We start from the raw sequence: 24512 nt of genomic DNA on the forward strand, positions 1-24512 counted from the left end.
GAACAGTCACATGTCGCAGCAACGCCTGCTCGCCGACCGCGGGTTCTATCTGGGCCCCCTGTTCCGGCGGGCGGCCGACCGGCACGGCGCCGTGTTCGTCACCCTGGACCGGCCGCTGGACACCCACCCCGGCCTCGGCGTCGACCTCGACTACACGGTCCTCGCCGACGTGGTCGAGGAGCTGTCGGGCCGGCTGTGGGCGGCCGGTGTGCGGCCCTCCGAGCAGGTGGCCCTGCACAAGACGGACAACGTCGACATCGTGCTGCTGACCTGCGCGATCTCCCGCATCGGCGCGGTGCCCGTACTGCTCTCCCCCGGACTCGCGGGCCCGGTCGTCGGACAGCTGCTGGAACGGCTGCGGGAGCCCTGGCTGATCACCGACAGAGCCAAACTGGAGGGCCCGCTCAAGGGCGTCGGGGTGCGCGTGCGCAGGACCCTGTCCGTCGACGACGCGCCCGGCGCCGAGCCGCTGGGCGGGTTCACCGCCGACGGGCCTCCCGCGCCCGTGCGACTGCACCCCCGAGAGCCCGCGCTGATCACCCACAGCTCCGGCACCACCGGTGTCCCCAAGCTGGCCGTGCACTGCCCGAACACCATGTGGAACCGGCTGGTCCCGCAGCAGGCGATGGGCTGGCCCACCCGCGGCGAGACGGCCGCGCTGCACATGTCGTTCGTGCACTCGCGCTTCTACCACCTGCTCGGCGTCCTGCTGCGCTTCGGCAGCCCGCTGGTGCTGATCACCGACCCGGACCCGGCCGCCGTACGGCCGCTGCTGGTCCGCCACCGGCCCGGCATCGTCGAGACCCACCCCAACACGTTCGTGCTGTGGGAGGAGCTGGCCGACGCGCCCGGCGCCCCGCTGTCCCGGGTGAAGTCGTACGGCTCCACGTTCGACGCGATCCACCCGCGCACCGTGCGCCGGCTGCTGGGCGCGTCGACACGCCGTGTGCCCTGGCTGGTCCAGCTGTACGGGCAGAGCGAGACGGGGCCGGTCGCGGTCCAGTGGTTCACCCGGCGCAGCGCCCAGCGGGCGGACGGCCGCCGGGTCGGAACGGGCATCCCCGGCTTCACCCGGCTGCGGATCACCGGCCCCGACGGCCGGCCGGTCGCGCCCGGCACTCCCGGCCGTATCGAGGCGCGCACCCGGGGACGCATCCTCACCTACCTCGGCGCGCGGGCGCAGTACGAGCGCCAGCTCGACGACGGGTGGTGGCAGATGGGCGACATGGGCGTCCTGAACCGGCTGGGCGCGCTGCGTCTGATCGACCGTGAGATCGACCGGATCGACGCCGTGCACAGCAGCCTGGAGGTGGAGGACGCGCTGATGGAGCGTCTGGAGGAGCTGCGCGAGGTGGTCATCGTGCCCGGCGCGGACCGGGAGCCGGTGCCGGTGGTGTGCGTGCGGGGCGAGCGGCCGCTCGATCCGGAGCGCTGGCGGGCGGCCACGGCCGATCTGCCCGCGATGGCCGAGCCGCGGCAGTGGCGGTTCGAGGAACTGCCGATGACCGCGACCTGGAAGGTGAAGCGGGTGGAGATCACCCGCCTGCTGGCCGGGACGCCGCGGAGCGTGCACGCGTGAACCCGGCCGTCGTCGTGGGCGCGGGCCCCGTCGGTCTGTCGGCGGCGCTCGCGCTGCGCGCGCACGGGCTGCCGGCGCTGGTGCTGGAGGCGGACCCCGAGGACCGCGAACGGCCGGGCAGCCGCGCCCTGTTCGTGCACCGCGAGACCCTCGCGCTGCTCGACGGGGTGGCTCCGGGGCTGGCCGCCGAGATCACCGCCTACGGGAGCACCTGGCACACCCGGCGGACCCTGTACCGGGGCCGTGAGGTGTACGCCCGCACGTTCCCGCCCCGGTCCGGCCCATCGACGGCCCTGCCGCCCTTCACCAGCCTGCGCCAGGTGGACACCGAGCGGTTCCTGCGCGCCGCCTGCGCCCGCGCGGGGGTGGAGTTCGCGTGGGGTGCACGCGTCACGGAGGTGCGCACCACGCCGGACGGGGCGGTGCTGAGCGGCGAGGACGGGCGGGAGTGGCACGCCGGGCACGTCGTCGCCGCCGACGGGGCGCGCTCGGCGGTCCGGCGCGGGCTGGGCATCGCCATGGAGGGCGTGCGCGGCGAGGGCTTCCACGTCGTGGTGGACGTGGCCGACGTGCCCGGCGCCGAACTGCCGCTGGAGCGGGTCTTCCACTACGAGCATCCGGGGGTGGGCGGCCGCAGTGTGATGCGGGTGCCGTTCACCGGGGGCTTCCAGGTCGACCTGCAGTGCCGCGACGACGACCCGGAGGAGGCCTTCGGCACCGAGGCGGCCGTACGGCGGTGGCTGCCTGCGGTGGTCGGCGACGGGTACGACGGCCGGATCCTGTGGGTGTCGACGTACCGCTTCCTGCGCAAGGTCGCCGCGTCGTTCACCGATCCGCACCGGCGGGTGCTGCTGGTCGGCGAGGCGGCGCACCTGTTCCCGCCGTTCGGGGCGCGCGGCATGAACAGCGGGATCGCCGACGCGGTGGCGGCGGCCGACGCCGTCGCCGCGGGCACGGACCGGGCCGTCGAGGAGTTCGCCGGGGCGCGTCGGGCGGCGGGGCTGTTCAACAGCGCCGCCGCGGGGCTCGCGCTGGAGCATCTGCGCCCCCGGCGCCGGACCGTACGGCTGCGGCAGCGGGCGGCGGCGGCCCTCGCGCCGGTGCTGCCCTCGTGCGGGTCATGGCTGGAGCACGCGCCGTACGGGCCCCGGGGCGGGGCACCGGCGGCGGCCGGCAAGTACTGAGCGGAACGTGCGGAAGGTCCGGAGAGGAACAGGCGATGACCCAGGCGATGACGCGGGCGATGACGGTGGAGGGGCTGTCGGGGTGGACGTCGGCCGGGGGGCTGGCTCCCGCCGCCGAGGCCGGGGGGCGGCTGCTCGTCGCGGACTCGTGGCTGGTGCGCGACGGCCGGGTGCGCGGCCTGGAACGGCACCGGGAGCGGTTCCTGCGAGCCTGCGGCGAGTGCAGCGGTCCGCCGTTGCGCCGGCTGGTGGAGTTCTGGCGGGACGTGACGGCCGCCCTGCCGCGGTCCGGCGAGTGGTTCCCCCGGGTGGAACTCGCCGCCGGTTCGCTGGAGTTGCGGCTGCTGCTGCGGCACGCCCCGCAGCTCGAGCCGGACGTCCGGGTCTGGGCCGCGGGCCAGCCCGATCCGCGGACCGTGCCGCGCCGCAAGGGGCCCGACCTCGACGCGCTGGCCCGGGTGCGCCGCCGGGCGTCCGGCGCGGGCGCGACGGAGGCGGTGCTGGTCGCGTCCTCCGGCGCGGTCCTGGAGGCGGCCACCGCGAGTGTCCTGTGGTGGGAGGACGACACGCTGTGTCTGCCGCCGCCCAGGCTGCCGGTCCTGGCCGGGGTGACCGGGCAGCTGATCCTGGAACGGGCCCACCGGCTCGGCGTCCGGGTCGTGCACCGCGAGCGGACGCCCGCCGAGCTGGACGGCCGGGAGGTGTGGCTGGTGAACGCGCTGCACGGCATCCGCCCGGTCACGGCCTGGGTAGGAGGTCCGCTCGCCCCCGGCCCGGCGGTGCGGGCGGTGGAGTGGCGACGGTGGCTGGAATCGCAGAGCGAGCCGCTGCCACGGATGTAGGAAAAGGGGAACGGGCAGAGCCCGGAGGAAAGCGGGGAAGGGCCGCCGACGGAACATGGATACGGGCGCCGGACGATATGACCGGCGCCCGCATTCCGCGTTTCCGCGAATTCCCCCGCTATTTCCCTGACATTCCGGGTTCTGGCGGTTCTCTCGTTATTTCTTCGCCGGCTGGTAGGCGCCCGGCACCATGCGCGTCGCGACGGCGATGCGGTTGTAGGCGTTGATGACGGTGGCCGCCCAGATCAGCGCGGCGAGCTGCGCCTCGTCGAAGACCTCCGCCGCCTCGGCGTACACCGCGTCCGGCACATGGCCGTCGTGCACGAGGGTCACGGCCTCGGTCAACGCCAGTGCGGCGCGCTCGCGCGCGGAGAAGAACGGGGTCTCCCGCCAGGCGCTCAGCGCGTAGATGCGCTGCTCGGTCTCGCCCTCGGCACGGGCGTCCTTGGTGTGCATGTCGAGGCAGAACGCGCAGCCGTTGAGCTGCGAGGCACGGATCCGGACCAGTTCCAGGATCTCGGGTTCGACCTTGGCGTCCCGGGCGGCGGAAACCGCGGCGCCGTGCAGGGAACCCATCGCCGCGGAGACGTCGGGGGTTGTCTTCTTGAGCGCCACACGGGACACGGAATTACTGTTCGTCATGATGGGACTGTATCCGGGAAATTCCAGGAAATCTATCCGGGAAAAAGAATTCCGGAGCCGTTGTCACCGAGAGGGAGAGCGGCACACAGGGTGGCCAGCGCGCCGGACCACGCGTGGTCCGGCGGGGTGGCGTGCCCCACGACCGGGGCGTCGAGCGGGGCGGCGACCGCGCCGGCGTGCCGATGACGCGGGACGAGACCGTCGACCGCCAGACCCTGCCGGGCCGCCGCCCGCACCGCGGCCGCCTCCGTACCCGGCGGCAGGCGCAGGACGGCGTGCGGGCCCGCCGCGATGCCGGTGACCCGGATCGCCGGGGCCCGCTCTCGGCGAGGGCGCCGACCAGCGCGTCGCGGCGCCGGCGGTAGCGCGTGCGCATGGCCCGCACATGACGGTCGTACGCGCCCGAGACGATGAACTCCGCGAGTGTCAGCTGGTCGAGGACCCCGCAGGTGTCCACCCCGCCCTTGGCCTCCGTCACCTCCTCGGCCACTCCCGGCGGCAGCACCATCCAGCCCAGCCGCAGGCCGGGGGCCAGCGACTTGCTCGCCGTGCCCGGATACACCACGTGCTCGGGGTCGAGGCCCTGGAGGGCGCCGACGGACTGGCGGTCGTAGCGGAACTCGCCGTCGTAGTCGTCCTCCAGGACCGGACCGCCGGTGCGCCGCGCCCAGTCCACGACGGCCGCCCGGCGGTCGTGGTGCAGCGGCACGCCCGAAACTCGGGGCCACGCGCGTCACGTTCGGGCCGGGTCTCCAGCGGCGGGCGGCGGCCGCCCTGCGGGAGATCAGCGCCGCACTGGCGTAGCGGCGCCCAGGCCCTCAGGGCCTGACGACGCTTACGCGCTCACGGACGCTCACGGCCCTTACGGCGCTCAGGACAGCCACGCCTTCCACTTCGAGGCGTGGCCGTCCACCCACTGCTTCGCCGCCTCCTCCGGCGTCATCTTCTGGTCGGCGATGGCCAGGGACACCTCGTTCTGGTCCTCGGTCGTCCACTTGAACTTCTTGAGGAAGGCGGCCGCCTTCCCGCCGTCCTTCGCGAAGCCGGCGTTGAGGTACTTCTGCAGCGGTGTGTGCGGGTAGCCGCAGGCGACCTTCTCCGGGTCGGCGTCGCAGCCCTCCTTGTAGGCGGGCAGCTTCACCTCGGTCATCGGGACCTTCTTGAAGAGCCACTGCGGCGCGTACCAGTAGGTGAGGAAGGGCTTCTTCTGCTTGGCGAACTGCCGCATCTGGGTGATCTGGGCGGCCTCCGAGCCGGCGAACACGACCTGGAAGTCCAGGTCCAGGTTGTTCACCAGCGCCTTGTCGTTGGTGACGTAGGAGGGCGAGCCGTCCATGAGCTGGCCCTTGCCGCCGCTCTCCGGCGTGGCGAACTGCGCCGCGTACCTGTTCAGGTTCTTCCAGTTCGTGACGTCCGGGTGCTGCTTCGCGAAGTACGTCGGCACGAACCAGCCGATGTGCCCGGTCACGCCGAGGTCGCCGCCCGGTGTGATCGTCTTCTTGTCCTCGACGTAGCGCTGTTCCTGCTCGGGGTGGCCCCAGTCCTCCAGGATCGCGTCGACCCGGCCCTGGCTGAGCGCGTCCCAGGCGGGCACCTCGTCGACCTGCACGGTGTCGACGCGGTAGCCGAGCTCGTGCTCGAGGAGGTACTGGGCGACGGCCACGTTGGCCTGGGCGCCCACCCAGGACTGGACGGACAGGGTGAGGCTCTTGGCGCCCTGCGCGTTCGCGAACGGCGAGGCCTGCTTGGTCATGTCGGCGGCGCCGCAGCCGGTCAGCAGGAGCAGCGCGGACGCGCCGGCCACGGTCGCGGTGGTACGGATGCGCATGTCACGCCCCCTTCTTCGTACGGCGTTCGGTCGGCTGGGTCACCCGGTCGAGCATCAGGCCGAGGCAGACGATGGCCGCGCCGGCCACGAGACCGGTGGCGAGGTCGCCCTGGGCGAGGCCGAAGACGACGTCGTAGCCGAGTGCGCCGCCGCCGACCAGACCGCCGATGATGACGACGGCGAGGACCAGCACCACGCCCTGGTTGAGGGCGAGCAGCAGGGCCGGGCGGGCCAGCGGGAGTTGCACCTGGCGGATCTGCTGGCCGCTGCTCGCGCCGAGCGAGCGGGCCGACTCCAGGGCGGCCGGGTCGACCTGGCGCAGGCCCTGGGCGGTGATGCGGACGACGGCGGGCAGCGCGTACACGACCGCGGCGGCCACTGCGGGCGCGCGGCCGACGCCGAACAGCGCGACGACCGGGATCAGGTACACGAACTGCGGCATCGTCTGGAAGACGTCGAGGACGGGCCGCAGGAGCCGTTCGAAGCGGTCGCTGCGGGCGGCCGCGATACCGGTCGCGAAGCCCAGCACGAGGGTGACGGCGACCGCGGCGAGGACCTGCGACAGCGTGTCGAGCGACGGCTTCCACACGCCGAGGACACCGATCGCGGCCATCGCGAGGACGGCGGTGAGCGCGGTGCGCCAGGTGCCGATCACCCAGGCGAGCGCGGCGACGATCAGCAGCACCGACCACCAGGGCAGGCCCTGGAGGCCGTCACGCAGCGGGTCGAGGACCCAGGTGGTGAAGTGGCCGGCCCAGTCGGCGGTGCCGCCGACCACGGGCACCCCGGAGTAGAGGTGGGCGGTCATCCAGTCGACGGCCCGGTTGACCGGCTCGGCGATGTTCAGCGTCCAGGCGTCGGGCCAGTCGAGGCGGCCCGCGAGCCGAACGGCGACCGCGACCACGACGGTCGCGGCGAGCGCGGCCGCCCAGCCCGCGCGGCGCGAGAGGCCGCCGCGCCGGGTTCCGGCGCCGGGCTCGCCGTCGCCGTCGCCGGCCGCGCCGGTGACCCGGTCCAGGACGACGGCGAGGAGGACGATCGGGATGCCGGCGGCGAGGGCCGCGCCGACGTCGACCGAGGCGAGCGCCTGGTAGACGCGGTCGCCGAGGCCGCCCGCGCCGATCACCGAGGCGATGACCGCCATGGACAGCGCCATCATGATCGTCTGGTTGAGGCCGAGCAGGAGCTCCTTGCGGGCCAGCGGGATGCGCGCGGTGAGCAGGCGCTGGCGGGCGGTGGCGCCCAAGGACTCGACGGCCTCCAGCACCTCCTTGTCGGCGCCGCGCAGACCGAGCGAGGTGAGCCGGGCCATCGGCGGCGCGGCGTAGACCACGGTGGCGAGGACGGCCGCGGGGACGCCGATGCCGAAGATCAGGACGACCGGGAGCAGGTACGCGAACGCGGGCAGCACCTGCATCGTGTCCAGGACGGGGCGCAGGACGCGGTCCATCCGGTCCGAGAGCCCGGCGGCGAGGCCGAGCACGGCGCCGACGGCGACCGACACGAGGACCGCGACGACCATCAGCGCGAGCGTCTGCATGGTCGGGATCCACATGCCGAGCAGTCCGCAGGCCAGGAACGCGACGCCGGTGCCGACGGCCAGCCGCAGTCCGGCGACCCGCCAGGCGATCAGCGCGGCGGCCGTGGTGACGCCCGCCCAGCCGGCCGCGAGCAGCACCAGGTAGACGGCCCGCACGCAGAGCACGACCGCGTTGCTGACGTAGCCGAAGCCGTAGAGGAACAGCGGGTGGCTGTCACGGTTGTCGATGATCCAGTCGCTGGCCCTGCCGAGCGGCTCGGTGAGGTCGACGGTGAGGGCGGCGGGCCAGCTGCCGCTGGCCCACTGGGCGTTGGCGAGCGGCACGAGGACCGCCGCGGCGAGCGCGAGCAGCGCGAGCTTGGCGACCGAGCGGTGTTTGAGGACCCCCGGCAGGGAGACACGGGGGGCGGGTGCGGTGACCGTAGCCATGTCAGACCGCCTCCTTGCGGAGCTCCGTTCCGGCCACGACGTCCAGGAGCCGTTCGTGATCGACGACCCCCAGACACCGGCCGTCCTCCACGACGCACGCGGGCTTGTGGCTGCGCGACACGACCTGGATCGCCTCGGCCACGACCGCGTCGGCGGCGATCGCGCCCGGGTGGCCGGGGCCGCCGCACTCGCCGGCCCGCATGGCCCTGCGGACCGTCATGACCTGCTCGCGCGGGACGTCGCGGACGAACTCGCGGACGTAGTCGTCGGCGGGCGAGCCGACGATCTCCTCCGGGGTGCCGAGCTGCACCACCCGGCCGTCGCGCATGAGGGCGATGCGGTCGCCGAGCTTGAGTGCCTCGCTGAGGTCGTGGGTGATGAAGACCATCGTGCGGCCCTCCTCCCGGTGCAGCCGGACGACCTCCTCCTGCATGTCGCGCCGGATCAGCGGGTCGAGGGCGCTGAACGGCTCGTCGAAGAGCAGGACCTCGGGGTCCACGGCGAGCGCGCGGGCCAGTCCGACGCGCTGGCGCTGCCCGCCGGACAGCTCGCTGGGCCTGCGGTGCTCCATGCCTTCCAGGCCGACCTTCTCGACGACCTGCCGGGCCCGGGCGCGGCGCTCGGACCTGCCGACGCCCTGGATCTCCAGGCCGTAGGCCACGTTGTCGACGACGGTGCGGTGCGGGAGCAGGCCGAAGTGCTGGAAGACCATCGCGGCCCGGTGCCGGCGCAGTTCGCGCAGCCGGTTCCTGTCCATGGCGCGCACGTCCTCGCCCTCGATGGCGATGCTGCCGGCGGTCGGCTCGATCAGCCGGGTCAGGCAGCGCACGAGGGTGGACTTGCCGGAGCCGGACAGGCCCATGACGACGAAGACCTCGCCCTTGCGCACGTCGAAGGAGACGTCCCGGACGGCGGCGGTGCAGCCGGTGCGGGAGCGGAGCTCGGCGGGGGGCAGGGAGGCCAGCTCGGGGTCGGCGGGGACGGTGTCGGCCTTGGGGCCGAACACCTTCCACAGGCCGTCCACCGAGAAGACCGGCGGACGCTCCTCGATGCTCGTGCGGGCGGTCGTGTCGGTACTGGTACTGGTGTCGGTGCCGGTGTTGGTGTCGGTGCTCATCGGGCATCGCCTCCGATCAGGTCCACGGCCCGTTCGCCGACCATCAGCACGCCGATCATCGGGTTCACGGCTGTCATGGTCGGGAACACGGAGGCGTCCGCGATGCGGATGCCGTCCAGTCCACGGATACGCAACTGGGGGTCCACGACGGCGAGTTCGTCGTGGGCGGCGCCCATCTTGCAGGTGCCGGCAGGGTGGTAGACGGTGTGCGCGACCTTGCGCGCGTACTCGCTCAGCTCCTCGTCGCCCGTGATGTGCGGGCCGGGGGCGACCTCGCGCTTGAGCCAGCGGGCCAGCGGCTCGGTCTTCGCGATCTCGCGGGCGATGCGGATGCCGTCGACGAGGGTGCGGCCGTCGTGGTCGTCCTCGTCGGTGAAGTAGCGGAAGTCCAGGGCGGGCTTGACCGCCGGGTCGGCGCTCTGCAGGGAGAGCCGTCCGCGGGACTTCGGCTTGGGGATGTTGGGGGTCATCGACACGCCGTGCGCCGGGCGTTCGTAGCCGAGCCGCTCCGGGTTGTCGGTGAAGGGGACCTGGTAGAAGTGGAACATCAGGTCCGGGCCCGCGTGCTCGGGGTCGCGGCGCACGAACAGACCCGCGTCGGAGTCCATCGCGGAGTTCTCCGGGAGCGGCCCGTGGGTCTCCCAGACGATGACCGACTCGGGGTGGTCGAGCAGGTTCTCGCCGACGCCCGGCAGGTTGTGGACGACGGGTATGCCGAGCGCGTCCAGGTCGGCCTTGGGACCGATGCCGGAGTGCAGCAGCAGCCGGGGCGAGTCGATCGCGCCGGCGCAGAGCACGACCTCGCGCCGCGCGCGGACGAGGATCTCCTCGCCGTCCTGGGTGCGTACGTGCACGCCCCGCGCGTGGGTGCCGTCCAGCTCGAGCCGGTACGCCCAGGTCTCCAGGAGGATCGTGAGGTTGGGACGTTCGTCCATCACCGGGTGGAGGTAGGCGACGGAGGCGGACGACCGCTTGTTGGTCTCGGGGTGGTAGGCGAGGTCGAAGAAGCCGACGCCGTCGTCGAAGGGCTTGCTGTTGAATCCCTCGACGCGCGGGACTCCGGTCGCCTGCTGCGCGGCGTCGACGAAGTCGCGGGCGACGGCGTTGCGGTCCTTCTCGTCGACCGGGACGATGTTGTTCAGCAGGCGCGCGTAGTACGCCTCCATCGGGACCGCTCCCCAGCCCTCGGCGCCGGCCGCCTCCCACTCGTCGAAGTCGGACGGCAGCGGCTTGAACGCGATGAGGGTGTTGTGGGAGGAGCAGCCGCCGAGGACGCGCGCCCGGCTGTGCCGGATGTGGGAGTTGCCGCGCGGCTGCTCGGTGGTGGGGTAGTCGTAGTCGAGCTCGCCGCCGAGCAGGCCCGTCCAGCGGCGCAGGGTGAGGACGTCGTCGCGGCCGACGTCGCTGGGGCCGCCCTCGATGACGGCGACGGTGGTGTCGGGGTTCTCGGTGAGCCGTGAGGCGATGACGGAACCGGCGGTTCCGCCTCCGACTATCACGTAGTCATAGACGGGTGAGGTCTGTGGCATGAGGGGTACTCCAGGGGCGTGCGAAGTCTGTGCGAAGCGCGTTCGGGGCGGGAGGCGGGGCCTGCGGGCGGGTCAGCCCGCGAACCAGCGGACGGGCTTGGGCGCGAGGTTCTGGTACACGTGCTTGGCCTCGCGGTACTCGGCGAGTCCGGCCGGGCCGAGTTCGCGTCCCACGCCGCTCTTGCCGAAGCCGCCCCACTCCGCCTGCGGCAGATAGGGGTGGAAGTCGTTGATCCAGACGGTGCCGTGGCGCAGTCGGCCGGCGACCCGCCGCGCACGGCCCGCGTCGGCGGTCCAGACGCCGCCGGCGAGGCCGTACTCGGTGTCGTTGGCGAGAGCGACGGCCTCGTCCTCGGTGCGGAAGGTCTCGACGGTGAGGACCGGTCCGAAGACCTCCTCCCGCACGACGCGCATCTCGCGGTGGCAGCGGTCGAGGACGGTGGGCTCGTAGAAGTAGCCCGACTCGGGCCGCTGCGGGGAGGGTTCGGGCCGGCGGCCGCCGGAACGCAGCACGGCGCCCTCGGCGAGGGCGGAGGCCACGTACTCCTCGGTCTTGGCGCGCTGCTGCTCGGAGACGAGCGGGCCGCACTCGACTCCGTCCTCGGTGCCGCGTCCGAGCCGGATCTTCCCGGCGCGGCGGGCGAGTTCGGCGACGAAACGATCCCGGACGGACTCCTCGACGATGAGCCGCGAGCCCGCCGAGCAGACCTGGCCGCTGTGGATGAAGGCCGCGTTGAGGGCCTGGTCGACGGCGGTGTCGAAGCCCTCGGCGGTGGCACAGGCGTCGGCGAAGACCACGTTGGGGTTCTTGCCGCCGAGTTCGAGGGCGACCTTCTTGACGGTCGGGGCGGCCGCCTGCGCGACCTTCGTGCCGCTGACCAGGCCGCCGGTGAACGACACCAGGTCGACGTCGGGGTGTTCGGCGAGCCGGGAGCCGACCGTGTGCCCGGGACCGGTGACGAGGTTCGCGACGCCGGCGGGCAGCCCCGCCTCGGCGAGCAGGTCGATCAGCGCCACGGTGGTCAGCGGCGTGATCTCGCTCGGCTTGACGACGAAGGAGTTGCCGGCGGCCAGCGCCGGAGCGATCTTCCAACTCGCCTGCAGCAGCGGATAGTTCCAGGGCGTGATCAGCGCGCACACGCCGACCGGCTCATGGACGACGACGCTGTGGACGTCGGCCGATCCCGCGTCCACCACCCGGCCCGACGACTCGGCGGCCACCAGACCGGCGAAGTAACGGAAGGCGTCGGCGACGCAGTCGATGTCGACACGGCCCTCTTCGAGCGTCTTGCCCGCGTCCCGGCTCTCCAGCAGGCCGAGCCGTTCGCGGTCGCGGACGAGGAGGTCGGCGACCCGGTACAGCAGGGCCGCGCGCTCGGCGGCGGGGGTGCGCGGCCACGCGCCCTCGTCGAAGGCGGCACGGGCGGCCGCGACCGCCAGGTCGGTGTCCTTCTCGTCGCCTTCGGCGACCACGGCGAAGGGACGGCCGTCCGCGGGGTCGATGATCTCGCGGGTGGCGCCGGAGACGGCTTCCCGCCATTCTCCGCCCGAGTGAATCGTCCGGTGCTCCCGCAGCTCCGGCGTGTGCAGCGGTTCGGTCCTGTCGGCCATGATCGGCGTTGCCTTCCGTTCCTGTTTCGTCCCCCTGTGTCACCCCGGGTCACACGGGGGACCGCGTCCACCTGCCCCCGACCTCGGATTGCATGCGCAATTCGCGGCCGAAAGTGCCCCGCGCCACGGAACTTGGGCGCATAAATGGACAAATAGTACCGGGATGGTCGACTGGACGGAAGTCAACAGAGAGTTGAACTACTCTTCGTGTCCCTGCTGACACGCAGAGCCGCGAAGGAGTCGCCCCATGCCTGCGAGACGAGTGGTCACCGGCCGCAGCCAGCAGCCCCGCAAACGTTTCGCGGAGGAACTGCGGCTGTTGCGCAACGGCCGCGGGGAGAGCCTGCGGGAGCTGGCCGAGCACCTGGGCTGGGACGCGTCGACGCTGGGCAAGATGGAGAGCGGCACGAACCTGGGCAGCCCGGAGGTCGTCGAAGCGCTGGACACCCACTACGGAACACCGGGACTGCTGCTGGCCCTGTGGGAAGTCGCGATGGGCGACAACAGCCAGTTCAAGGAGCAGTACCGGAGATACATGGACCTGGAGGCCGAGGCACTGAGCCTGTGGCACTACGGCGTAAGCATCCTGCCGGGCGTGCTTCAGACGGCGGAGTACGCGCGCGAAGTGCTCACGCTGGGCGGCCTCAAGGGGCCGGAACTGGAGCAACAGGTCGAAGCCCGCACGGGCCGAAGGAAGTTGCTGGAAGGCGACGACGCACCACCGTTTCGCGCCCTTCTCTCCGAGGCGGTGCTGCGAACGCCCTTGAAGGACGCCAAGGCCTGGCGGGGCCAGTTGGAGTCCCTGTTGGAGGCGTCGGAGCGTCCGGGCATCGCGCTGCAGGTACTGCCGATGAGGGCCGGTCTGTATGGACTCGTCAGCACGGACATGATGTTCCTGCGTCTGCCGGACGGGACCACCGTGGCGTACGCCGAAAACGCTCACCGGGGCGAACTCATCGCTGAAACCCAGGCAGTTGAGCGGCTTCAGCGGCGTTACGATGCGATGCGCGACCTGGCGTTTTCTCTGGTCGAGTCACGAAAGTTCATCATGCGAATGTTGGAGGAAGTGCCGTGCGAGCCATCGACCTGAGCCACGTCACCTGGCGCAAGTCCAGCTACAGCAATCCCGACGGCGGCCAGTGCCTCGAAGTCGCCGACCACGTGCCGGCCGTCGTCCCCGTCCGGGACAGCAAGACCCCCGAGCGCGGAGCGGTCCTCTTCGGCGCCGATGCCTGGGCGAGCTTCGTCAGCGCCCTCAAGCAGAGCTGAACGCAAGCCGGACGCAAGCGATCCCCGGACGGTCGGACCGTCCGGGGATCGCTGGTGTTCAGGCTCAGATCAGGCCGAGTGCGCGAACCGCCTCGCGCTCCTCCGCCAGCTCCTGCACCGACGCGTCGATGCGGGTGCGGGAGAACTCGTTGACGTCCAGGCCCTGGACGATCTCGTAGACGCCGTCCTTCACGGTGACCGGGAAGGAGGAGATCAGGCCCTCCGGGACGCCGTAGGAGCCGTCCGACGGGATGCCCATGGAGGCCCAGTCGCCCTCGGCGGTGCCGTTGACCCACGTGTGGACGTGGTCGATGGCGGCGTTGGCGGCCGACGCCGCGGAGGACGCGCCACGCGCCTCGATGATGGCCGCGCCGCGCTTGGCGACGGTCGGGATGAAGTCCTCCGCCAGCCACTTCTCGTCGCCCACGACCTCGGCGGCGTTCTTGCCGGCGATCGTGGCGTGGAAGATGTCCGGGTACTGGGTGGCCGAGTGGTTGCCCCAGATGGTCAGACGCTTGATGTCGGCGACCGTCGAGCCCGTCTTCTTCGCGAGCTGGGTCAGCGCGCGGTTGTGGTCGAGGCGGGTCATCGCGGTGAAGCGCTCGGCCGGTACGTCCGGCGCGGCGGCCTGGGCGATCAGGGCGTTGGTGTTGGCCGGGTTGCCGACGACGAGGACCTTGATGTCGTCCGCGGCGTGGTCGTTGATGGCCTTGCCCTGCGGCTTGAAGATGCCGCCGTTGGCCTCGAGGAGGTCGCCGCGCTCCATGCCCTTGGTACGCGGGCGGGCGCCGACGAGGAGGGCCACGTTGGCGCCGTCGAAGGCGACGTTGGCATCGTCGGTGATGTCGATGCCCTGGAGCAGCGGGAACGCGCAGTCGTCCAGCTCCATGGCGGTGCCCTCGGCGGCCTTGAGCGCCGGGGTGATCTCCAGCAGGCGCAGCCTGACCGGCACGTCCGCGCCGAGCAGCTGGCCGGAGGCGATGCGGAAGAGCAGGGCGTAACCGATCTGGCCGGCCGCGCCGGTCACGGTGACGTTCACGGGAGTGCGGGTCATGGCGTTCTCCGTATGACAGCTGTCGGTGGGGCGTCCCTGCCCCGGGTGGGACGTACAAATGATCGATCTCTTGGCATCAAGAGATCCGATCAGCGGTCAGGCTATCGCGCATCCGGGATGCCGGACGTCCGGGGCTGTGTGGCCCGCTTCACAGAGTGCCTCTCGGCGTACGGGAGACCCGCACGAAGCGGCGGCCGCCGGTCCGGGAGAGGGGGATCGGCGGCCGCCGTGTGGGGGTGCCGGGTCGCGCCGGACTCCCGTGGGGGTACCGGTTCGCCTTCCCGGAGTGGAGGCGGCTATTCCTGTGCGGGCGGCTTTTTTCTCCGCCGGTTCCGCGCGTCCGTCCCAGGGCGTGCAGCCCGTCCGGCCCGGCGTCGCTCCCCCGCCCGGCCCGGCCCGCTGTCGGCCCGTAGGCCCGCCTCCGTCGGGGGATCCGGCTCAGCCGAGGACGAGCGCGCCGCCGACAACGGCGAGCAGCAGCGCCAGCAGGAGCAGGGCCGCGTAGAGCAGGAGGCGTCCGGCCGATCCGGGTGCGGGCTCCTCCGGACGGTCCCACCAGGGAACCGTCGGATCCTCCTGGTATGCCTCGGTCGGGTCGGCCGGTGCCGGGCGCGGCCAGGCCTCGACCGCCAGCTCCCAGCGGACGACGTGCCGTTCGGCCTCCGCACCGGCCAGTCCCGCGACCCGGCACAGCGCGGCGACGGCCTGCCGGGGCGGCGGCTGGACGGCGTTGAGGTAACGCTGCCAGGAGGACTTGCTGTACGCGGTGCGCGCGCCGAGTGCGGCAAGACTGAGGCCCGTACCGTCCTTGAGCTGCCGCAACTGCTCCACGAAGTGCCGCACCTCCGACGGCAGCCCGTCCGGCAGCGGCTGCCAGGCGCCCATCCCGCCCACCTTCCCTTCGGTTCGTTGAGGGGACGACGCGGGACGGCAGGTCGGTTCCGCTGACGGCGGCGACCGTGCCCGGGCGCGCGCAGGGTAGCGGAACGGTCACTTCCGTGCCACAGCGTCCGGACAGCTGTTGAACAGGCCGTTCGCGATGCGAGAGCGTGGCACACGTCGGCGGCCCGTCCTTCTCGGGGGATGAGGACGGGCCGCCGGTCGCGTGCGGTCAGTTGCTGCTGACCGTGAAGTGCAGGGTGTCCTTGAGGAACGGGATCTGCAGCAACGGTTCCGGCTGCGCCATCAGCGCCAGCAGGACGATGACCGTGCCGAGCACCCCGTAGGTCACGATGTCGGTGAAGCGGGAGCGCACCGCGAGCATGCCGACGCCGGGCAGCAGCCAGCGCAGGACCGCGCCGGTCAGCAGTCCGACGCCGATCAGGATGGTGCCGATCCGGAACACGTCGAGCGCCGTCACCAGCAGACCGAGTGCGACGATGCCCAGCACGGCGATGATCGGCCACTGCCGGGCGGCCAGCGCGTCGCCCGGCGCCGCCCTCCCGGCACCCTCGGGACGCGCGGTGTCCCGGGTGAACTTGGGGAAGCGGCGGGTGGTGCGGCGCGGTACGCCGTCGGCGTCGGGCGCGCTGATCGGATCCCGCACCTCGATGTCGTCGCCGCCCTCGACCCCGTGGCCGCCCCCGCCGGCGATACGGCCGTCCGACCCGTCCATGTCGTCGGCCTTCCCGAAGACGCCGTCAGCCGACACTGCGCTCCGCCGCCTCGACCACGTTGACGAGCAGCTGGGCGCGGGTCATCGGGCCCACCCCGCCGGGGTTCGGGGAGATCCAGCCGGCCACCTCACGGACATCGGGGTGGACGTCGCCGACGATCTTCCCCTCCGCGTTGCGGGAGACGCCGACGTCGAGCACGGCCGCGCCCGGCTTGACGTCCTCGGCCCGCACCAGGTGGGCGGAACCGGCGGCGGCGACGATGACGTCGGCCCGCCTCAGGTGCGCCGAGAGGTCGCGGGTGCCGGTGTGGCACTGGGTCACCGTCGCGTTCTCGCTGCGCCGGGTCAGCAGCAGCGGCATCGGACGGCCGATGGTGACGCCGCGGCCGACGACCACGACCTCCGCGCCCTTGATCTCGACGCCGTACCGGCGCAGCAGCGTGAGCACGCCGTTGGGGGTGCAGGGCAGCGGGGCGGGCTCGTTCAGGACCAGCCGGCCGAGGTTCGTCGGGTGCAGGCCGTCGGCGTCCTTCGCCGGGTCCATCAGCTCCAGGATCCGGTTCTCGTCGATGCCCCTGGGCAGCGGCAGCTGCACGATGTAACCGGTGCAGGTGGGGTCGTCGTTCAGTTCGCGGACGACCGCCTCGATCTCCTCCTGGGTGGCCGTGTCCGGCAGTTCGCGCTGGATGGAGGCGATGCCGACCTCGGCGCAGTCACGGTGTTTGCCGGCCACGTACTTCTGGCTGCCGGGGTCGGCGCCGACGAGGATCGTGCCGAGTCCGGGCGTCACGCCCTTCTCCTTCAGCGCCGCCACGCGGGCGGTCAGATCGGACTTGATCTCGGCTGCGGTGGCCTTGCCATCGAGAATCTGGGCGGTCATGGTTCCATCCTCGCGGATGACGGCCTCCCGGTTCCAATCCGGGGGAACCCGTACGGGGCGACGGGTGGGGCTTGTCACGTGTGCGGACGTGATCGTTGATGTTGCACTTGCACAACACATCCTCTTTGCCGCGGAATGCGGCTGGACAACAAACCGGCCATTGCAGAACGATTGACGGCACAGTGCCGCGGGCAGTACCGGGGGGACGAACCGCATCTGTAGAACCTTCCTCCGAGCCAGGCCGCGCGTCCCCGCACTCGAGTGCAACGGAGGAAGGACCGCCATGAGTTTCGGCGACCCGAACAACCCCTACGGCCCGCCGCCCCAGCAGCCGCCGACTTCTCCCGTCTACGGGTACCCCCAGCAGCCCCCGGCGCCGACCGGCCCGCCGCCGGGCTACGGCTACCCGCAGCAACCGGGGTACCCCGGTTACCCGGGGGTCAACGCCATGCCCCAGTCGATGCCCGGTCTCATGGTCACCGCGCGGGTTCTGCTGTACATCGTGGCGGCCGTGCAGATCCTCATCGGCGTCTTCGCCGTCTTCGGCGCCGCCACCATCAACGACGCGTCCAACTCCGGCGAGGACACCTTCGGCAGCAACGGGCTCTCCGACCTCGGCCACGCCTCGGCCGGCATCATCTTCGTCATGGCGGTGGTGTTCCTCGGCCTCGCCGGCCTGTCCATCACACTGGGCGTCAAGTTCACCCGGGGCGGTCAGGGCATCCGCATCACCACGATGGTCTACGGCATTCTCGGCGCGCTCTTCGGCGTGCTCATCCTGATCGGATCCGCCGACGCGGGGTCCTCCGCCGCACTGGTGTGGGCACTCCTGTGGATCGGCTTCGGCGGCATCATGGCTGCGGCCATGATCGCCCCTACCGGTTCGGCCTGGTTCAACCGTCCCCGGTACTGACCGCGACACGCTGCCGGCCGCCCGGTGACCGGAGCTCGATGAACCGGTCGGTGAGCGCCGCAACAGCGTCTTCCCGCCTTACCCCGACAGGGCCGTGCCACGACGTGGCACGGCCCTGTCGCGCACGTCGTGAACCGTCCGCGCAGGGTCGAGGCCTCGTGGTCCGTGCGGAGCCTCCGTTACTCTGCCCCCCTCGGGCCGGGGGCCCGCCCGCCGGGCGTCTGAGGAGGGGACGACTTCATGTACAGCCTCATCGTCGTGCCACCGCCGTGTGAGGGCACCGACGGCCAGATCAGAGTCGCCACGGGGGAACGGCTGACGTTCGGCAGGGCCGCGGGCGGGGGCCTCCTCATCGCACATGAAGGAGTACCCCGGGCCGCCGGGGAGATCACGGCGCACCGCACGTTCTGGCTGCTCAGCAACCACAGCGAGGACCAGACCTACGTGGTCGAGAACCCGGAGGGCGCGGGAGAGCACGTGAAGGTGGCGCCGGGCCGGCAGGAGGCGCCCGTGCCCTTCGAGTTCTCGCGCGTCGTCCTGCCCGCCGCGGGCGACCTGCTCGCCTTCGAGGTATGGGCGCCACGCCACGTCTTCCGCAGCGTCGCCCGCCACGGACTGGCCGGGGACCGCACCGCTCCGGCGTTCTGCCTCGACCGCACCAAACGGTACTTCGCGGTCCTGGCCGCCCTGTGCGAACCGCGCCTGCGTGGCGAGCCGCACGCCCCGCTGCCCGCCGTGGAGCAGCTGGTGGACCGGTTACGGCCCGTCTGGCCCGCGGTCAGCCGCTCTGCCGTGTACTGGAACGTCGACTACCTCGCGGTCAAACTGCGACTGCGGTCCGACCCGGACGTGACGGAGCCGGGCCGGCGCCTCAACGGCAAGAAGGAGTCGCTGGTCTCCCTGGCGCTCCGGTTCGACCTCGTCCGCGAGGACGACCTCTGCGTGCTCAGCCCGGCCCTGAGCGGTGTCGTCCGGTGACCGGCCGAACGAACAGGTCGCCCGGACCGCACACCGTGCCCGTCCCCAAGGGCTACCGGGTCGGCCGCTGGGAGGTGTGCGAACCCCTCGCGTCCGGTGCCTTCGCGACCGTGTACGCGGCAAGGAACACGCGGCCCGGTGCCGGCGATGCCGCAATGCCGCCACACGCGGCGCTGAAGTTCCTGCCGACCGGCACGAGCACCCCACGCCAACTGCACCACCTGCGGGAACTGGCCGCACGCGAGGTCGAGTTGCTTCGACGGCTCCGCGCACCCCGGCTCATCGGCATGCATGAGACGCTCACCGTCGAGGACCCGGACCACCCCGAACTCGACGGCGCCACCGTGCTCGTCCTGGAGCGCGCCGAGGGCTCGTTGGACTCCTTGCTCGACCAGGATCCGGTCCCGGTGTCCGGACCCGCGCTTCTCGCCCAGGTATGCGCGGGCCTGGTTCAGCTGCACCACGCCGGATGGGTCCACGGCGACCTCAAACCGGGCAACGTCCTGCTGATGAAGGACGGTTCGGTACGCCTGGCCGACTTCAACACGTCCGCCGAACTCGAAGGCACCCACGCTCACTCGCTCGCCTTCGCCACCCAGGACTACACCCCGCCCGAACTTCTGTGGTCCGAGGTCGGCGAACGCGGCACGTGCATCCGTCCTACCGCCGACGTCTGGGCCTACGGGGTCCTCGCGCACGTGGTCCTCACCGGTGCGTACCCGCTGCCGGGTGCGTCGGCGGAGGCCCGCAGCGACGCGGGCGTGCGCTATGCCCGGGGCGCGGAGGAACTGCGCCTCTCGCCCCGGCTCCCGGCCGACTGGCGGCAGATCGTCACCGACTGTCTCTCCCGTACGCACCGGGACCGGGTCGCCCATGACACCGCCACCCTCCTGCGCCGCGTGGAGGCGGCGGCGGGCGTCACCCGCTCCGGCCGCCTGCCCCGGCTGCGCCCGCGCAGACGGCGCCGGCCCGTCCTGGTCGCCGCAGTCACCGCGGTCGCCGCGGCGCTTCTGGCCGCTGCCGGGAGTCTCACCTACGCGACCCTGCGGGACGACGGACCGTCGTACGGCTATCACCGCTGCCCGTACCCGTCCGTCTGCTTCTTCAGCGAGCAGAACGGCAACGGCGAGATGTGCGCGTGGGAGGGCAGCGACCCCGACTGGCTGTCCGGCCGGGAAACCTGCATGTGGACCGCCGACCACCCGGTCAGGTCGGTCTACTACAACGCCGACGAGTCCACCGCCCTGAGCGGCGTCGCCTACTACCGGGGGCGCGACTACACCCCCGTCGGCACGGACATCACCCGCCCCAACAGCCACTTGCGCACCGGCTGCACGTCCCAGCACGCCCAGGGCAACCTGGCCGGCACGTACGCCCCCCTGTCCCACCAGCTCGTCCCGCACTGCGGGGACAGGGACGGCGGACGCAGCGCCACGCCTCCAGGCCGTTGACGAATCCCGCCCGGGGTCCGCGGCGGGGCGGTGAACGGGCCGAGTGCCCTGGATAGTTACAGGGACCCGTGCGACCCCGGGCCGCCTACTCTGAGCGCGACCAACGCACAGAGCACGAGACTTCCGACAAGCAGGGGGAAACGCGATGTCCGGACACACCATGCGCAAGGCGGCCGCCACTCTCACGGCGGCGTTCACACTCGCGAGCGTGGGGGTGTTGGCCGGCGGCACCCCCGCGAGCGCCGCGACCTGCTACGACGGCGCGACCTACTTCTCCGGCGAGAGCTACTACCACCCCAGCTCCGGCACCTACACCACGACCTCCCGCTGCAACGACATCAACGTCAAGATCACCAACCTGCTCATCACTCCGTACCGCAAGGTCAAGGTGTGCTTCTACCCGAGCTCGGCGCCGTCGTACTGCCAGAGCAACTACACGACGGTGGACAGCGATTGGACGGTTGTCGCCTCCGACGTGCGGGACGGCACCCGGTACCGGCTCAAGTTCGAGACCCTCTCCTGGGTGCAGGCGTACCGGGCCGCCTGAACGGGTCCCGCCCGGCAACTCGCCGTACGTACCGCGGGTTTCAGGGGCAGGTTCGCCCACTGACCGGCGCCGGGGCCCGCCGTGACGGCGGGCCCCGGCGCCGTGTGCGGCTCAGTGGAAGAAGTGCCGCGTCCCGGTGAAGTACATCGTCACGCCCGCCTTCTTCGCGGCCTCGACGACCAGCTCGTCACGGACCGAACCGCCGGGCTGCACCACGGCCTTCACGCCCGCCTCGACCAGGACCTCGAGCCCGTCGGGGAAGGGGAAGAACGCGTCGGAGGCGGCGTAGGAGCCGCGTGCCCGCTCCTCCCCGGCCCGCTCCACGGCCAGCTTCGCCGAGTCGACCCGGTTGACCTGCCCCATGCCGACACCGACCGACGCGCCGTCCTTGGCGAGCAGGATCGCGTTGGACTTCACCGCCCGGCACGCCCGCCAGGCGAACGCGAGCTCGGCGAGCTCCGGCCCGGACAGCGCCTCGCCGGTCGCGAGCGTCCAGTTCTCCGGGTCGTCGCCCTCGGCCTGGAGCCGGTCGGTGACCTGGAGCAGCGCGCCGCCGCCCACGGGCTTGAGCTCGACGGGAGCCACGGGGCCCTGCGGCGCCCTCAGCACCCGGATGTTCTTCTTCTTGGTGAGGGCCTCGAGCGCCCCCTCCTCGTAGTCCGGCGCCACGATGACCTCGGTGAAGATCTCCGCGACCTGCTCCGCCATCTCCCGGCTCACCGGCCGGTTCACGGCGATGACACCGCCGAACGCCGACAGCGGGTCGCAGGCGTGCGCCCTGCGGTGCGCCTCGGCGACGTCCGCGCCGACGGCGATCCCGCACGGGTTGGCGTGCTTGATGATCGCGACGGCCGGCTCGGCGTGGTCGTACGCGGCCCGGTGCGCGGCGTCCGTGTCCGTGTAGTTGTTGTACGACATCTCCTTGCCGTGCAGCTGCTCGGCCTCGGCGAGACCGGCGCCGCTGCCGTCCACGTACAGGGCGGCCGGCTGGTGCGGGTTCTCGCCGTAGCGCAGGGTGCTCCTGCGCTCCCAGGTCGCGCCGAGGAAGTCGGGGAACCGGGACTCGTCGACCGGCGCGTAGGAGGACGCGAACCAGCTCGCGACCGCCACGTCGTAGGCGGCGGTGTGCTGGAAGGCCTCCGCGGCGAGCCGCTTGCGGGCGACGAGGTCGAAGCCACCGCCCCGCACGGCCGCGAGGACGTCGGCGTACCGGTCGGGGCTGGTGACGACGGCAACCGACGGATGGTTCTTGGCGGCGGCGCGCACCATGGACGGCCCGCCGATGTCGATCTGCTCGACGCACTCGTCCTCGGAGGCGCCCGAGGCGACGGTCTCGCGGAACGGGTAGAGGTTGACGACGACCAGGTCGAACGGTGCGACGCCCAGCTCGTCCAGCTGCCGCCGGTGGTCCTCGAGACGCAGGTCGGCGAGGATGCCGGCGTGCACCTTGGGATGCAGGGTCTTCACCCGGCCGTCCAGGCACTCGGGGAAGCCGGTCAGTTCCTCGACCTTGGTGACGGGGACGCCGGCGGCGGCGATACGGGAGGCGGTGGAACCGGTGGAGACGAGCTCGACACCGCTTTCGTGCAGCCCGCGCGCGAGCTCTTCGAGACCGGTCTTGTCGTAGACGCTGACGAGCGCGCGACGGATGCCCCGCTTGCTGCTCTCTGCCGTGACAGTGCTGTCGGCGGTCACTGGATAACTACCTTTCGTCCCTCAATGCGATAGCCGTTGCGGGCGAGCCGCCCCACGACCTCGACGAGCAGCCTTCGCTCGACTTCCTTGATGCGCTCGTGCAGAGCGCTCTCGTCGTCCTCGTCCCGGACCTCGACCACGCCCTGGGCGATGATCGGGCCGGTGTCGACGCCGTCGTCGACGAAGTGGACGGTGCAGCCGGTGACCCGGGCGCCGTACGCGAGCGCGTCCCGCACTCCGTGGGCCCCGGGGAAACTGGGCAGCAGGGCGGGATGGGTGTTGACGAACCGCCCCCCGAACCGCGCCAGGAACTCCTTGCCCACGATCTTCATGAACCCGGCGGAGACCACGAGGTCGGGCTCGTGGGCGGCCACCGCCTCGGCGAGCGCGGCGTCCCACTCCGCCCGGTCCGCGAAGTCCTTGACGCGGCAGACGAAGGTGGGGATACCGGCCCGCTCGGCACGGGCGAGGCCCTCGACGGCCCCCCGGTCCGCCCCGACGGCCACCACCTCGGCGCCGTACGCGTCGACGCCGGCGGCGGCGATGGCGTCGAGGAGAGCCTGCAGATTCGTACCGGATCCGGAGACCAGCACGACGAGGCGCTTGGCCACGGGCTTGGCGGCCACGGCGGGGCCCTTTCTCGGGGAAGCACGTAAACGGGGGTGGCGACCTGCGCGGGCTTGTGCTTTCGTACGAATGCATCGCGCCCCCGGATACGGGGAAGCCTACGAAGGAGCCGACCGTCAGCAACGATACCGGCACACCGGGCGGCCCCCGAGGGACGGGGGCGTGGCCGGAAGGTAGCGTCTGCGGGGAGCGGGGAGCGGGAACGCGGTCGTCGTGCGGTGCGTTCCCCTTACGACAGCTCACACCAGTCAGCCGTATCTCCTAGGGGAAGACGCTCATTTGATGCCGGACCGCAGTCTGCGACTCCTCACGCTCCCCCCGCAGTCACCGCAGGGAGGGGAGCGCGGCGCCGTGCTGCTGCGGGAGCGCCCAGCCTCCCCTCCGGACGCCCCCTCGGGCGACGGCACGCCTCCCGAGGACGACAACCCGTTCGCGCCACCGCCGGAGAACGCCCCCGACCGCCCGTGGCAGCCCCGGCGTCCGGCGGGCGGCGCCCCCGAGGGCGGCCGGTCCCCGTGGGGCAGTCAGTGGAGCGACCAGCAGCCGGGCCGCTCGCCCGGCGGCTTCGGCGAACGCCCGGGCCACGGTCCCGACAACGGGAACGGGAACGGCGGGCCGAAACCCGAGAACGGCGGCAAGCGCTGGGACCCCACCGATCCAGCCCAGCGCCGCGCTCGGTACGCCCTGCTCAGCGGCATGTGGGCCTTCTTCTTCGTCCTCTTCGGCTGGCCGTACGTGGCCCTGCTGCTGGGCGCGCTCGCCCTGAACTGGGGCATCAGCGCCCTGCGCGCCAAGCCCCGCAGCCCGTCCCCCGACAGCCCGGAGAGCGGCCCCCGCCCGCAGAAGACCGCCGCGGTGAGCGGCGTGGTCACCGCCTCCCTGGCGCTGGCCCTGGTCGCCGCGAGCTTCACCGCGCAACTCGTCTACCAGGACTACTACACCTGCACCAACGACGCCCTCACCAACGAGGCGAAGCAGTCCTGCAACGACCTTCTGCCGAAGGAACTGCGGAAGATCCTGGGGACCGACTCCTGAGGCGGGGCTCCTGAGGCGGGGCTCCTGAGGCAGAAGCCCTGAGGACGCACTCCTGGGACTTCACTCCTGCGGACGCACTCGTGGGGCAACACGCTCCTGAGGACGCGCTCGTGAGGGCAACACGCTCGTGGGGACCGCGGGGGCGTC

Annotated in this window: 22 protein-coding genes and 1 pseudogene; 10 read left to right on the plus strand and 13 right to left on the minus strand. The window is 72.1% G+C overall.

The annotated features are described in order from the left end of the window. The first annotated feature begins 10 nt into the window (after window positions 1-10). From C6376_RS05005 to C6376_RS05015, 3 genes are read left to right on the plus strand one after another with little or no spacing between them, the layout of a single operon-like run. Window positions 11-1579 carry a class I adenylate-forming enzyme family protein gene (locus tag C6376_RS05005; RefSeq protein WP_107442290.1) on the plus strand — a complete coding sequence of 523 codons (1569 nt, stop codon included), beginning with the start codon at window positions 11-13 and terminating at the stop codon, window positions 1577-1579. Next, window positions 1576-2763: an FAD-dependent monooxygenase gene (locus tag C6376_RS05010; protein WP_107442291.1), complete on the plus strand. Its 1188-nt coding sequence runs from the start codon at window positions 1576-1578 to the stop codon at window positions 2761-2763. The genes C6376_RS05005 and C6376_RS05010 overlap by 4 nt, the downstream gene beginning before the upstream one ends. 47 nt (window positions 2764-2810) lie before the next feature. Then, window positions 2811-3605 (plus strand): aminotransferase class IV, encoded by a 795-nt coding sequence (locus C6376_RS05015; RefSeq protein WP_107448781.1) that lies wholly within the window; start codon window positions 2811-2813, stop codon window positions 3603-3605. A gap of 156 nt (window positions 3606-3761) precedes the next feature. Here C6376_RS05015 and C6376_RS05020 read toward each other — a convergent pair whose 3' ends face one another. From C6376_RS05020 to C6376_RS05050, 7 genes and pseudogenes are all read right to left on the minus strand, one after another. After that, window positions 3762-4247 carry a carboxymuconolactone decarboxylase family protein gene (locus tag C6376_RS05020; RefSeq protein ID WP_107442292.1) on the minus strand — a complete coding sequence of 162 codons (486 nt, stop codon included), beginning with the start codon at window positions 4245-4247 and terminating at the stop codon, window positions 3762-3764. Window positions 4248-4279: 32 nt separating this feature from the next. After that, window positions 4280-4959, minus strand: a pseudogene (locus C6376_RS05025) (aminotransferase class I/II-fold pyridoxal phosphate-dependent enzyme); the annotation flags it as partial. Between the two features lie 159 nt (window positions 4960-5118). After that, entirely contained in the window at window positions 5119-6075 is a 957-nt protein-coding gene (locus tag C6376_RS05030) for an ABC transporter substrate-binding protein (RefSeq protein WP_107442293.1), read from the minus strand. Between the two features lies 1 nt (window position 6076). Further along, on the minus strand, window positions 6077-8044 hold the full coding sequence (locus C6376_RS05035) for a proline/glycine betaine ABC transporter permease (RefSeq protein WP_107442294.1): 1968 nt from the start codon (window positions 8042-8044) through the stop codon (window positions 6077-6079). Between the two features lies 1 nt (window position 8045). Continuing rightward, window positions 8046-9161 carry a glycine betaine/L-proline ABC transporter ATP-binding protein gene (locus C6376_RS05040; RefSeq protein WP_107442295.1) on the minus strand — a complete coding sequence of 372 codons (1116 nt, stop codon included), beginning with the start codon at window positions 9159-9161 and terminating at the stop codon, window positions 8046-8048. Further along, window positions 9158-10690 carry a GMC family oxidoreductase gene (locus C6376_RS05045; RefSeq protein WP_107442296.1) on the minus strand — a complete coding sequence of 511 codons (1533 nt, stop codon included), beginning with the start codon at window positions 10688-10690 and terminating at the stop codon, window positions 9158-9160. Before C6376_RS05045 ends, C6376_RS05040 begins: the two co-directional genes overlap by 4 nt. A 72-nt stretch (window positions 10691-10762) precedes the next feature. Beyond that, window positions 10763-12301: an aldehyde dehydrogenase family protein gene (locus C6376_RS05050; RefSeq protein ID WP_107442297.1), complete on the minus strand. Its 1539-nt coding sequence runs from the start codon at window positions 12299-12301 to the stop codon at window positions 10763-10765. Window positions 12302-12548: 247 nt separating this feature from the next. Here C6376_RS05050 and C6376_RS05055 point away from each other — a divergent pair, with 247 nt between their 5' ends. Together C6376_RS05055 and C6376_RS05060 are read left to right on the plus strand one after the other, a co-directional pair. Beyond that, a complete protein-coding gene (locus C6376_RS05055; protein WP_107442298.1) occupies window positions 12549-13391 on the plus strand; it encodes a helix-turn-helix transcriptional regulator in 843 nt (280 codons plus the stop codon). After that, on the plus strand, window positions 13373-13570 hold the full coding sequence (locus tag C6376_RS05060) for a DUF397 domain-containing protein (protein ID WP_107442299.1): 198 nt from the start codon (window positions 13373-13375) through the stop codon (window positions 13568-13570). Before C6376_RS05055 ends, C6376_RS05060 begins: the two co-directional genes overlap by 19 nt. A 64-nt stretch (window positions 13571-13634) precedes the next feature. On the opposite strand, the gene C6376_RS05065 is transcribed toward C6376_RS05060, so the two are convergent. The 4 genes from C6376_RS05065 to C6376_RS05080 form a co-directional block, all read right to left on the minus strand. Continuing rightward, window positions 13635-14624 carry a malate dehydrogenase gene (locus tag C6376_RS05065; protein ID WP_107442300.1) on the minus strand — a complete coding sequence of 330 codons (990 nt, stop codon included), beginning with the start codon at window positions 14622-14624 and terminating at the stop codon, window positions 13635-13637. A 438-nt stretch (window positions 14625-15062) separates the two neighbouring features. Further along, complete coding sequence (locus C6376_RS05070; RefSeq protein WP_107442301.1) at window positions 15063-15509, minus strand: helix-turn-helix transcriptional regulator; 447 nt, start codon at window positions 15507-15509, stop codon at window positions 15063-15065. A 226-nt stretch (window positions 15510-15735) separates the two neighbouring features. Beyond that, the gene (locus C6376_RS05075; protein WP_107448782.1) at window positions 15736-16239 is read right to left on the minus strand and encodes a DUF3017 domain-containing protein; all 504 of its coding nucleotides are present in this window, start codon (window positions 16237-16239) and stop codon (window positions 15736-15738) included. 25 nt (window positions 16240-16264) lie between these two features. Further along, the gene (locus C6376_RS05080; protein ID WP_107442302.1) at window positions 16265-17119 is read right to left on the minus strand and encodes a bifunctional methylenetetrahydrofolate dehydrogenase/methenyltetrahydrofolate cyclohydrolase; all 855 of its coding nucleotides are present in this window, start codon (window positions 17117-17119) and stop codon (window positions 16265-16267) included. A 283-nt stretch (window positions 17120-17402) separates the two neighbouring features. Between C6376_RS05080 and C6376_RS05085 the strand changes: the two genes are divergently transcribed. The 4 genes from C6376_RS05085 to C6376_RS05095 all read left to right on the plus strand — a co-directional run bounded on the left by C6376_RS05085 (window position 17403) and on the right by C6376_RS05095 (window position 21008). Beyond that, window positions 17403-18032, plus strand: a complete 630-nt coding sequence (locus C6376_RS05085) for a hypothetical protein (RefSeq protein WP_107442303.1) — start codon at window positions 17403-17405, stop codon at window positions 18030-18032. Window positions 18033-18272: 240 nt separating this feature from the next. After that, complete coding sequence (locus C6376_RS45025; RefSeq protein WP_254075839.1) at window positions 18273-19010, plus strand: FHA domain-containing protein; 738 nt, start codon at window positions 18273-18275, stop codon at window positions 19008-19010. Then, window positions 19007-20461, plus strand: a complete 1455-nt coding sequence (locus tag C6376_RS05090) for a protein kinase (protein WP_254075840.1) — start codon at window positions 19007-19009, stop codon at window positions 20459-20461. The genes C6376_RS45025 and C6376_RS05090 overlap by 4 nt, the downstream gene beginning before the upstream one ends. A 145-nt stretch (window positions 20462-20606) precedes the next feature. Continuing rightward, window positions 20607-21008 carry a hypothetical protein gene (locus tag C6376_RS05095; RefSeq protein ID WP_107442305.1) on the plus strand — a complete coding sequence of 134 codons (402 nt, stop codon included), beginning with the start codon at window positions 20607-20609 and terminating at the stop codon, window positions 21006-21008. Window positions 21009-21119: 111 nt separating this feature from the next. On the opposite strand, the gene purH is transcribed toward C6376_RS05095, so the two are convergent. Together purH and purN are read right to left on the minus strand one after the other, a co-directional pair. After that, window positions 21120-22703, minus strand: coding sequence for a bifunctional phosphoribosylaminoimidazolecarboxamide formyltransferase/IMP cyclohydrolase (purH, locus tag C6376_RS05100; RefSeq protein WP_107442306.1), 1584 nt, complete (start codon window positions 22701-22703; stop codon window positions 21120-21122). Beyond that, entirely contained in the window at window positions 22700-23329 is a 630-nt protein-coding gene (gene purN, locus C6376_RS05105; protein WP_107442307.1) for a phosphoribosylglycinamide formyltransferase, read from the minus strand. Before purN ends, purH begins: the two co-directional genes overlap by 4 nt. A gap of 283 nt (window positions 23330-23612) precedes the next feature. On the opposite strand from purN, the gene C6376_RS05110 reads away from it, so the two are divergent. Continuing rightward, window positions 23613-24365, plus strand: coding sequence for a hypothetical protein (locus C6376_RS05110; protein ID WP_107442308.1), 753 nt, complete (start codon window positions 23613-23615; stop codon window positions 24363-24365). Window positions 24366-24512: the final 147 nt, after the last annotated feature.

This window comes from Streptomyces sp. P3 (assembly GCF_003032475.1).
In the GTDB taxonomy this organism is placed as follows: Bacteria; Actinomycetota; Actinomycetes; order Streptomycetales; family Streptomycetaceae; genus Streptomyces.

Excerpts from the sequence above, each read along its gene's own strand:
- C6376_RS05005 (WP_107442290.1), top strand. The coding sequence starts at position 11 with ATGTCGCAGCAACGCCTGCTCGCCGACCGCGGGTTCTATCTGGGCCCC.
- C6376_RS05015 (WP_107448781.1), top strand. The coding sequence starts at position 2,811 with ATGACGCGGGCGATGACGGTGGAGGGGCTGTCGGGGTGGACGTCGGCC.
- C6376_RS05020 (WP_107442292.1), bottom strand. The coding sequence starts at position 4,247 with ATGACGAACAGTAATTCCGTGTCCCGTGTGGCGCTCAAGAAGACAACC.
- C6376_RS05030 (WP_107442293.1), bottom strand. The coding sequence starts at position 6,075 with ATGCGCATCCGTACCACCGCGACCGTGGCCGGCGCGTCCGCGCTGCTC.
- C6376_RS05035 (WP_107442294.1), bottom strand. The coding sequence starts at position 8,044 with ATGGCTACGGTCACCGCACCCGCCCCCCGTGTCTCCCTGCCGGGGGTC.
- C6376_RS05040 (WP_107442295.1), bottom strand. The coding sequence starts at position 9,161 with ATGAGCACCGACACCAACACCGGCACCGACACCAGTACCAGTACCGAC.
- C6376_RS05045 (WP_107442296.1), bottom strand. The coding sequence starts at position 10,690 with ATGCCACAGACCTCACCCGTCTATGACTACGTGATAGTCGGAGGCGGA.
- C6376_RS05050 (WP_107442297.1), bottom strand. The coding sequence starts at position 12,301 with ATGGCCGACAGGACCGAACCGCTGCACACGCCGGAGCTGCGGGAGCAC.
- C6376_RS05055 (WP_107442298.1), top strand. The coding sequence starts at position 12,549 with ATGCCTGCGAGACGAGTGGTCACCGGCCGCAGCCAGCAGCCCCGCAAA.
- C6376_RS05065 (WP_107442300.1), bottom strand. The coding sequence starts at position 14,624 with ATGACCCGCACTCCCGTGAACGTCACCGTGACCGGCGCGGCCGGCCAG.
- C6376_RS05070 (WP_107442301.1), bottom strand. The coding sequence starts at position 15,509 with ATGGGCGCCTGGCAGCCGCTGCCGGACGGGCTGCCGTCGGAGGTGCGG.
- C6376_RS05075 (WP_107448782.1), bottom strand. The coding sequence starts at position 16,239 with ATGGACGGGTCGGACGGCCGTATCGCCGGCGGGGGCGGCCACGGGGTC.
- C6376_RS05080 (WP_107442302.1), bottom strand. The coding sequence starts at position 17,119 with ATGACCGCCCAGATTCTCGATGGCAAGGCCACCGCAGCCGAGATCAAG.
- C6376_RS05085 (WP_107442303.1), top strand. The coding sequence starts at position 17,403 with ATGAGTTTCGGCGACCCGAACAACCCCTACGGCCCGCCGCCCCAGCAG.
- C6376_RS45025 (WP_254075839.1), top strand. The coding sequence starts at position 18,273 with ATGTACAGCCTCATCGTCGTGCCACCGCCGTGTGAGGGCACCGACGGC.
- C6376_RS05095 (WP_107442305.1), top strand. The coding sequence starts at position 20,607 with ATGTCCGGACACACCATGCGCAAGGCGGCCGCCACTCTCACGGCGGCG.
- C6376_RS05110 (WP_107442308.1), top strand. The coding sequence starts at position 23,613 with ATGCCGGACCGCAGTCTGCGACTCCTCACGCTCCCCCCGCAGTCACCG.